Origin of the sequence: Asaia sp. SF2.1 (assembly GCF_000505765.1) — a bacterium.
Classification (GTDB): domain Bacteria; phylum Pseudomonadota; class Alphaproteobacteria; order Acetobacterales; family Acetobacteraceae; genus Asaia; species Asaia bogorensis.
Window position 1 is genome coordinate 38427 of the sequence record NZ_AYXS01000016.1, and the last position, 7333, is coordinate 45759.

Sequence of the window (7333 nt, forward strand, 5' to 3'; positions counted from 1 at the left end):
GCGATGGCGTCCGATCCGTATTGCGCTGCGGCACCATCCTGTAGCACCTCGATATGATCGATGGCATTGGCCGGGATCATGTTGAGATCGACAGGTGTCGAGCCGAACTGGGGGCCGGGATTCTGGACGACATTGCCCGTGACGTGCCGTCTCTTGCCGTCGACGAGCACCAGAACCTGGTTCGGGTTGAGGCCGCGCATACGGATCGAGCCTGTAAGCGCGGCTGTATCGCTCCCGCGTGCCTGAATATTGATGGCCGGATAGACCCGCGTGATGGCGTCTGTCAGGTTCAGCTGACCTGAACGCGCAAGTTCGGCCCCACTGATGACGGTGATGGGGCTCGTGCTATCGCGGGCCTTGCGGTTGACCGCGTGGGTCCCGGTCACAATGACGGATTCTTCTCCCGAGACAGGCCGGGCACGACGTGCAGGCGCTGTGTGGGGTTTGGTATCGGTTTTTTGGGCTGCCTTTGCAGCCTTGGCCCGGCTTTGCGTCGGATGAGTGGCTTGTGCATGAGCCTGCTGGGCTGACGTGACAGCCGTAATGGCTCCAAGAGAGACGGTCAGCAGGGCGAGTCTTTTCTTCATCGAAGTCCTTCCGATCCGTAAAAGCGCACTTTCTCATTCTGATATCGAAACAATGTAGACGTGAGAAAACGAGCGGGCGCGCCTGTATATCCCCGGCTTTGTCAGGTGATGTGATGGGCAGATGGATAGGGCAGGGAATGAGCCTGGCGGGCATCCTGCCGCATATGTCGCGGCAGAGGGCTTTCCGGTTCGACCCATTTCCGTTGATCCATCGAAACGATAAATGTTTTTTTAAAAGAGCGGAAGGGGTGTTTTGATGCGTTTATGTAATAAAATTCATCGGGGATACGTGGCCTGATCGCAGCTCTAGAAGCCCGATGAGAGCGCCACCACGCCAGCAAAGCCGCCGCCCACGAAATAGGTCGGCGCCTTGCCAGCAATCATGGTGCCATACACACCGCGTGTGGCACGTCTGTTGAGCGAGACGCCATTAACCCCTGAAAGATAACCTGACCGGCCGAGATTGATAAGATTAAGCTGGATCTGGGGCGTACGCAGGGCATTGAACTGCCTGAACCTGTAACCGAGAGACAGATTGGCAGTCGCGAAAGCCGGTATTTTCTCGTCGTTCATGAAGGTCGAATAGGTGGACCCGACATAGCTGCCGTTGAACAGGCCAAAAATCTGCCCATCATCATAGGATAGTCCGAGCCCGCCGGAGAAAGTGGGGGTTCGTACGGGTGTCTTGCCTTTGGTGGGCAGGTAGTCACTGCCCGAACGCAGATTATTATCGACGGTCGCGTGGATATATTGCCCCGACAGATAAGGGCTGAAATGGTGATAGGGCTTCATAGCAAGTTCGAACTGCGCGCCGCGCGCGGTCTGGCCACCGGCATTGATCGATTCAGTGGTCATGACACCGTTTAGAACGGTCGTGGTCGTAACCTGCCGGTTGGTGAAGTTGTAATTGAAGAGCGCAACCGAGACATTGACCAGCCCGGTATGTCGATAGCCGATCTCCTCACCAATCGAATATTCCGGACGGATATCCGAGGCGGCCACACGTGTCTGCTGTCCTGTGGAGAGGCTGAAGCGATCCTGATAGCTTGAAATGCCTGAGGGTGCCCGGAACCCCGTGGTTCCGTTGACATAAAGCTGGTCATGATCGCTCAGGCGCCATGAGGCTGTAATCTGGGGCAGGGGGGAGACATAGCTTGCTCCGCTGCGATAGCGCGCCCCGGGCAGAAGATTGGTGACATTGCGCGTCACCATAATCACGCGAAGGCCAGCAGAAAGCGTCAACCTGTGATCGAGCAGCGAGAGCCTGTCGGTCAGCGAGAGCGCGTTGACCTGCTGCATCAGTCGCGCATCATAGGACGAAAGGGGCGAACCATCGGCGGCAAGAATAGGATAACGGCCGGTCTGGCTCGGCACGCCACCCTGCGCATCAGGCAGGACGTAACGCGAGAGACTGGAGAAATCGTAGTAGGAATACCAGTAGCCGAGGCTCACACGGTTGGCTCCGGTGTCGATATGAAGCGCTGTGTTCATTCCCGGATGGGACTGCCTGTAAGTGTCTGTCGCGACCGCCGGGATGACGGCCCCCAGTGACGGTGAGACCTGAAGCGGCCCGGCAGGCCGGTTGCCTTGATAGCTGCCAATACGGTTCAGACTGGTCCCGTAACTGTCATAGCCTGAGACATAGATAAAATAAGGCGTGATATCGAGCGTGACATGGCGATCGGGGTGAAGAGAAAGGGGGGCAGAAACAAAGCTCTGGGCCCGGGCATTCTCCTGAAAGCGATAATAGTTACTGTCTCCTGCCCTGTAGTTGCCTGTATAGTTGAAATCGGTGCCGTATTGATTCCATTGCGCGAGGGTGGGTGGTCGCAGGTAGAAACCCCTGTCGCGATTGAAGGAAAAAATCAGTGAGGCGCTGTTTCGCGCGCCCCATTCTCTCAGCAGGCGCATATCGGTGTGATAGCGGCGGCCAGCTCCCGCGCCCCGCCACTGATCGGCGCCTCTGTATGAAAACGAGGCGAAACCCTTGATGCCTGTATGGCCGATCCGGCCGCTATCCAGGCGCAGGAATTCACGATTGAGGTTGAAAGAGCCCCAGGAGCCGCTTGCAAAGCCTCCCGCCTCCTCCGAAGGCTTGCGCATCTTAACGGCGATCTCACCCCCCACCGCGTTGTAAAGCGGCGCGTCTATGCCAGCCGCCCCCTGTGTGAGCGTGATGGATGAGATGTTTTCGTTATCAGCCGTGGCCGAGGTGTAGGGAGTCAAGAATAACGGGGGGGCGGCGGGCACATTTTCGAAAAGATAACCGATCTCGGTCTGATCGAGACCGCGCACCGATAGTCCCTGCTGCTCGTCATTCATGCCAAGAGGGTCATTGCCTGAATAAACCACACCCGGAAGGCTCGCGATCATGGCGACAGGAGACAGTGTGGACGACTGACGGGCAATGAAATCACGCGTCAATCCGCTGCGCGTGTGGGGGGCTGTCTGGTTGGGCATCATGCCGCCCCCCGGCGTCGTTCCCGAGGTTCCATCCGCGTTACTGCGCTGATGACGCACAGTGACTGTTTCATGGCGCTGACTCGCGGCGCGCGTATGGGGGCCGTTATCGCCCGTTCCCGATTTTCCGGGCGTCTCACGTTCTGCGTCTGGCCTTTCGGCCTTGCCTCGGACCGACTCATCTTTTGTCGCGTCAGCCAAAGCAGGATCGGCCAGGGAAACGATAGACCAGAGCAAGGAAGAGGCGAGGAGGCGGGATCGTTTGGACAAGCGATTGTTCCGGGTAGAGCCCTGCCAACGCAGAGGTCAGCATGGGATATCGTGAGAGGCAGATGCGATCGCTTGGTTAGGAAGTCTGACGTTTTGTGTAAAATGATATATTATAACAAAGCATGGATCCGGCGTCGCACGCCCACAGTGAAGCCTGCGCAAAATCTCGCTTCGGCACTTCTGACGGAGTGACGAGAACTGATCGAGCTTTACTTGTATTTATGTCTGATAATTTGAACAGATCCAAAAAACATTTCTCGTTATAAATAGTCAATCTTCACAATTCAGTCATACATCCTTATTAACGATCCATGTCAAAACATTGCTGCTATTCATGTGCGAACGATTCTCACTATTATGAGAAGAAGGGTAGTATGCTGAAATTCAAGGCCGCTCGGGGTCGTCTGCCGAAAACGAGGCGGGGCCAGATGTTGGGGGCAAGTATTGGCCTCGTATCCGCTTTCGCCCCGACGGCCGCCCGCGCCGTCCCGCCGCCTGTGAACCTTGGTAATGCTGCTGAGGCGGGTGATGAGGCTTCGGCAGGGGTGTTCGGCTTCCTTTCCAACTGGCGGCGGAGTTCCAATCTGCTTGGCAATATGTGGGGTCTGCGCCCTGAGCTGGGCAAATACGGTGCTGTTCTCGCCATCCAGGAGACATCGGAAGTTTTCGGAAACCCTACGAGCGGCAGTCATCGTGGGGCGGGTTATAACGGGCTCACAGTGGCAGTGCTGCAGGTCGATACGCAGCGCGCCATGGGCTGGTATGGCGGTACGTTTAATGTGAGCATGGAGCAGATCCATGGCCGCAATTACAGCGCGGATAATCTCATGGCCCTGCAAACGGTCAGCGGGATCGAGGCCGACCGGGCCACGCGTCTGTGGGAACTCTGGTATGATCAGAAGTTCCTCGACCAGCAGAAGCTCGACATCAAGATAGGCCAGCAGAGCCTCGACCAAGAATATATGGTGAGTGCGAACGCGCTCGTGTTTGCCAACACGATGTTCGGCTGGCCCATGCTCCCTTCGGCCGATCTGCCAGGCGGTGGCCCCGCCTATCCGCTCTCAGCATTGGGTGTGCGAGGCAAATACTGGCTTGCGACACCACTTTACCTGCTTGGCGGTGTGTATAGCGGCAGCCCGACCCGCAGCCGCGATGGCGATCCTCAGATGACCAATCCTTCCGGCACAAGCTTCCCGCTGAACCGCGGTGTGATGGCGATTGCCGAACTGCAATATGTGTATCCCGCTCTGGGGGCCATGGTGTCACCCGACGAGGTTCAGCCACTCTCTCACGTCTATCGCATCGGCGGGTGGTATGATTCCGAGCCATTTGCCGACCAGTACTGGGACAACTCCGGAATACCGTTGGCCTCACCGAACAGCAACGGTACGGCGCTCACCCATCGCGGGGCATTCAGCTTCTACGCCGTGATGGATCAGATGATCTGGCGTAGCCATACCGATCCCAACAGAACCATCAGCATTTTCGGACGTGCGATGGGGGCCCCGCAATCGGACCGTGTGCCTATCGATTTCAGCCTGAATTTCGGCCTGACATTCAATGACCCGCTTCCGTACCGCACAGACGATACCTTCGGTATCGGCATGGGCTACACCCATGTAAGCGGTGCGCTGGCCAATTATGACCGGGCGGTGAGGCGCTATTCAGGTGCCTATTCCCCAACCCAGGGCGGGGAAACCTATGTCGAGGTGACCTACCAGTACCAGTTTACCGGCTGGATGCAGTGGCAGCCCGATTTTCAATACATCTTCAATCCTGGTGGCGGCATTCCCAATCCGTCCCATCCGGATCGACGGCTTAAAGACGAACTCGTGTTCGGCTTTCGCACCAATATTGCGCTTTGAGGAACACCATGTCGCCCCGTCTGTCCTGCACTGCTCTTGCCCTTCTGGCTCTTGCCTCGGCGCCCCAACATGCCCGCGCCGAGCAAAAGGGCTTTCTGGAAACCCTGCACCGCCATACGACGCTGGCTTCGACAAGCCCCGGGAATGGCGACCTCAACCCCTATGCCGTTGTGGTTGTGCCACAGGATATGGGCGTGTTGAAAAAGAACGAGGTGCTCGTCACCAATTTCAACAACATCAGCAATCTGCAGGGAACAGGCACCACGATCGTCGCCTACTCTCCCATCACCGGCAATGCGCGACTATTTGCCAATCTTCCGAGTAATCTCGCTGCCTGCCCCGGCGGTGTGGGCCTTACAACGGCGCTGACCATTCTCAAATCGGGCTGGATTATCGTCGGCAGTGCCCCCAGCAAGGATGGCACGACCACCACCAAGGGTGATGGATGTCTGATTGTACTCGATGCGAATGGCAAGTTCGTCACGACATGGAAAGGACCGCTGATCAACGCACCCTGGGGGGATATTGCCAGTGTCGATCATGGCGACAAGGCGACACTCTTTATTTCCATGACCGGGTTCGATCTGCCCGGCCCGAATGTCGTGGATCCCAAAACCAATTATCCACCGATCCTGCAGAAAGCGACGGTGCTGCGCCTGGAACTCAGTATCCCGGCAGGTGGGCCACCGGTAATCGACAAGCAGACCGTTGTGGCCAGCGGATTTTCTGCCCGTGCCGATCGCGACAACTTCCTGTTTGGCCCGACCGGGCTCGCGCTGGATGACGATGGCACACTCTACGTCACTGATGGCTACGACAACGAGGTAACGGCCATCGATAATGCCCTGACGCGGGAGGAACCGGTGACACGCGTCAATGATGCGGTGGGGCGGGTCATCACCAAGGGCGGATTGCTGAACTGGCCTTTGGCCATGATCTGGGTGCCCGGCCATCATCTGCTGGTTGCCAATGGTCGAAACGGGCAGGTGGTCGAGATCGACCCCGCTACGAAAAAGCAGATCTACGCCCAGTGGGTGGATGCCGATCAGGCTCAGCAGCCCCCAGGCAATGGGGATCTGTTCGGTCTGGCCATGACCCCCGATGGAAAGAGCTTCTATTACGTTGAGGACGACATGAACACGTTGAATGTAAGCCAGCCATGACCGACGCTAAGTTCTGGCCCGCATTGCGCCGCCGTCGTTTCCTCGCCGGGTCAGTGGCCCTGGGCGGCCTGTGTCCCGCCGTCGCAGGGGCAGAGGCAGCTCATGCAGATCAGGAGCGGGATCGATCGCCTGGTGCGATCGGCCTGTCTCACCAACCCGGCATCGTCACCCCCCAGCAGCCTCATGCCTATTTCATCACGTTCGATGTGACGACAGACAAGCGCGAAGCCCTCGTGAAGATGCTACGCGCTTGGAGTGAGGCCGCCGACAGACTGATGGCAGGCAAGAACATGCCGGGTCTTGTCGATTCAGACGAGACAGATGGCCTCGGTCAACGCGACCTGACGATCACCATTGGCTTTGGGCCAACACTATTTATCAAGGAGGGGAAGGACCGCTTCGGTCTGGCCTCGCATCGCCCTGCGGCGCTGGCCGATCTGCCGCGCTTCACAGGTGATCAGCTTGTGCCCGCCCGCAGCGGTGGCGATCTGTGCGTGCAGTGCTGCGCAGATGACCCCCAGACGACACTCCACGCCTCGCGCATTCTGACCCGTCTGGCCTATGATATCGCCACGCCGCGCTGGGCGCAGGCAGGATTCCTGCCTAATTTCGGCAAGGGCAAGACACCGCGCAATCTGATGGGCTTCAAGGACGGGACCATCAATCCCGATGCTCAAAACCCGAAGACTGCGGATCGATATATATGGGCTGCTGCCAGCGATCTCCCCTGGATGCAGGGGGGGAGCTATCTCGTTGCGCGTATCATTCGTGTTGCCTTGGAGCACTGGGACTGGACACCTGTCGCATTCCAGGAAGAAACGATGGGACGTCAGAAGCTCAGCGGGGCACCCATTGGCGGACACGACGAATTCGAGCCTTTGACCCTTACGCAGAAGGATCATGACGGCAACCCTGTCACTGTCCAGAACTCCCATGCCCGTCTTGCAGCGCCAGAGGAGAATGGCGGCGCGCAAATTCTTCGTCGGGC

General features: G+C 57.9%; 5 protein-coding genes. 3 read left to right on the forward strand and 2 right to left on the reverse strand.

The window, feature by feature from the left end; all coding sequences use genetic code 11:
• Positions 1-587 (reverse strand): TonB-dependent siderophore receptor (locus P792_RS38845; protein WP_035439905.1); only part of this gene is annotated, 587 nt, incomplete at its 3' end.
• A gap of 306 nt (positions 588-893) precedes the next feature.
• A complete protein-coding gene (locus tag P792_RS28690) occupies positions 894-3317 on the reverse strand; it encodes a TonB-dependent receptor (protein ID WP_031240834.1) in 2424 nt (807 codons plus the stop codon).
• Between the two features lie 428 nt (positions 3318-3745).
• Between P792_RS28690 and P792_RS28695 the strand changes: the two genes are divergently transcribed.
• The 3 genes from P792_RS28695 to P792_RS28705 all read left to right on the forward strand — a co-directional run.
• Positions 3746-5182, forward strand: a complete 1437-nt coding sequence (locus P792_RS28695; protein ID WP_235075461.1) for a carbohydrate porin — start codon at positions 3746-3748, stop codon at positions 5180-5182.
• Between the two features lie 8 nt (positions 5183-5190).
• A complete protein-coding gene (locus tag P792_RS28700; RefSeq protein ID WP_023978769.1) occupies positions 5191-6345 on the forward strand; it encodes a YncE family protein in 1155 nt (384 codons plus the stop codon).
• Positions 6342-7333, forward strand: a 992-nt coding sequence (locus P792_RS28705; RefSeq protein WP_035439907.1) for a Dyp-type peroxidase, incomplete at its 3' end; no start/stop codon positions are given. The genes P792_RS28700 and P792_RS28705, both read left to right, overlap by 4 nt.